1 rRNA gene is annotated in these 2950 nt (G+C 50.7%); it reads right to left on the bottom strand.

Annotated features, from left to right (window positions below):
• Window positions 1-21: 21 nt before the first annotated feature.
• Window positions 22-2909: ribosomal RNA gene (locus ACWU4D_RS19555) — 23S ribosomal RNA — on the bottom strand.
• Window positions 2910-2950 lie beyond the last annotated feature (41 nt).

Here is a 2950-nt window from a genome sequence, read left to right as displayed (position 1 = left end):
CAAAAACCCCTTGGGTGTTGTATGGTTAAGCCTCACGGGCAATTAGTACAGGTTAGCTCAATGCCTCACAGCACTTACACACCCTGCCTATCAACGTTCTAGTCTCGAACAACCCTTTAGGACACGTAAAGTGCCAGGGAAGACTCATCTCAGGGCTCGCTTCGCGCTTAGATGCTTTCAGCGCTTATCGATTCCGAACTTAGCTACCGGGCAATGCCATTGGCATGACAACCCGAACACCAGAGGTTCGTCCACTCCGGTCCTCTCGTACTAGGAGCAGCCCCCTTCAATCTTCCAACGCCCACGGCAGATAGGGACCGAACTGTCTCACGACGTTCTAAACCCAGCTCGCGTACCACTTTAAATGGCGAACAGCCATACCCTTGGGACCGACTTCAGCCCCAGGATGTGATGAGCCGACATCGAGGTGCCAAACACCGCCGTCGATATGAACTCTTGGGCGGTATCAGCCTGTTATCCCCGGAGTACCTTTTATCCGTTGAGCGATGGCCCTTCCATTCAGAACCACCGGATCACTATGACCTGCTTTCGCACCTGCTCGAATTGTCATTCTCGCAGTCAAGCGGGCTTATGCCATTGCACTAACCTCACGATGTCCAACCGTGATTAGCCCACCTTCGTGCTCCTCCGTTACTCTTTGGGAGGAGACCGCCCCAGTCAAACTACCCACCAGGCACTGTCCTTGTCCCGGATAACGGGACTAAGTTAGAACATCAACACTACAAGGGTGGTATTTCAAGGTTGACTCCACTCCATCTAGCGACGAAGTTTCAAAGTCTCCCACCTATCCTACACATGTAGGGTCAATGTTCAGTGCCAAGCTGTAGTAAAGGTTCACGGGGTCTTTCCGTCTAGCCGCGGGTACACTGCATCTTCACAGCGATTTCAATTTCACTGAGTCTCGGGTGGAGACAGCGTGGCCATCATTACGCCATTCGTGCAGGTCGGAACTTACCCGACAAGGAATTTCGCTACCTTAGGACCGTTATAGTTACGGCCGCCGTTTACCGGGGCTTCGATCAAGAGCTTCGTCCGAAGACTAACCCCATCAATTAACCTTCCGGCACCGGGCAGGCGTCACACCGTATACGTCATCTTACGATTTTGCACAGTGCTGTGTTTTTAATAAACAGTTGCAGCCACCTGGTATCTGCGACTCCCAATAGCTCCATCCGCAAGGGACTTCACCGTCAAGAGCGTACCTTCTCCCGAAGTTACGGTACCATTTTGCCTAGTTCCTTCACCCGAGTTCTCTCAAGCGCCTTGGTATTCTCTACCCGACCACCTGTGTCGGTTTGGGGTACGATTCCTTATAATCTGAAGCTTAGAGGCTTTTCCTGGAAGCATGGCATCAATGACTTCATCACCTTAGTGACTCGACATCGTGTCTCGGCCTTAAGAGGAACCGGATTTACCTAATTCCTCAGCCTACGCACTTGAACCTGGACAACCATCGCCAGGCCCACCTAGCCTTCTCCGTCCCCCCATCGCAATTATAAGAAGTACGGGAATATTAACCCGTTTCCCATCGACTACGCTTTTCAGCCTCGCCTTAGGGGTCGACTTACCCTGCCCCGATTAACGTTGGACAGGAACCCTTGGTCTTCCGGCGTGGAGGTTTTTCACCCCCATTATCGTTACTTATGTCAGCATTCGCACTTCTGATACCTCCAGCAAACCTTACAGTTCACCTTCAACGGCTTACAGAACGCTCCCCTACCCAATGCCCTAAGGCATTGCCGCAGCTTCGGTTTACAACTTAGCCCCGTTACATCTTCCGCGCAGGCCGACTCGACTAGTGAGCTATTACGCTTTCTTTAAATGATGGCTGCTTCTAAGCCAACATCCTAGCTGTCTAAGCCTTCCCACATCGTTTCCCACTTAGTTGTAATTTGGGACCTTAGCTGGCGGTCTGGGTTGTTTCCCTCTTCACAACGGACGTTAGCACCCGCTGTGTGTCTCCCGGATAGTACTTACTGGTATTCGGAGTTTGCAAAGGGTTGGTAAGTCGGGATGACCCCCTAGCCTTAACAGTGCTCTACCCCCAGTAGTATTCGTCCGAGGCTCTACCTAAATAGATTTCGGGGAGAACCAGCTATCTCCGAGTTTGATTGGCCTTTCACCCCTAGCCACAAGTCATCCGCTAATTTTTCAACATTAGTCGGTTCGGTCCTCCAGTTGATGTTACTCAACCTTCAACCTGCCCATGGCTAGATCACTCGGTTTCGGGTCTAATCCTAGCAACTAAGCGCCCAGTTAAGACTCGGTTTCCCTACGGCTCCCCTATACGGTTAACCTTGCTACTAAAATTAAGTCGCTGACCCATTATACAAAAGGTACGCAGTCACACCACGAAGGTGCTCCTACTGCTTGTACGTGTACGGTTTCAGGTTCTATTTCACTCCCCTCACAGGGGTTCTTTTCGCCTTTCCCTCACGGTACTGGTTCACTATCGGTCAGTCAGGAGTATTTAGCCTTGGAGGATGGTCCCCCCATGTTCAGACAGGATATCACGTGTCCCGCCTTACTCGATTTCACTCAAACTGCATCGTCGACTACGGGGCTATCACCCGGTATCGCGTCACTTTCCAGAGACTTCGTCTAATGCAATAAAAGCTTAAGGGCTAATCCAATTTCGCTCGCCGCTACTTTCGGAATCTCAATTGATTTCTCTTCCTCGGGGTACTTAGATGTTTCAGTTCTCCCGGTTCGCCTCATTAACCTATGTATTCAGTTAATGATAACTGCTTATGCAGCTGGGTTTTCCCATTCGGAAATCGTAGACTCATGCGGTTTTTACTACCTCATCTACGCTTATCGCAAGTTAATACGTCCTTCATCGCCTCTGACTGCCAAGGCATCCACCGTACACGCTTAGTCACTTAACCATACAACCCCAAGGGGTCTGCATGGCAACTAACCAAGGTTT

This window comes from Vibrio phycocola, assembly GCF_053850235.1.
The sequence above is the reverse complement of the archived record's forward strand: the minus strand, read 5'-3'. Positions and strand labels throughout refer to the sequence as shown.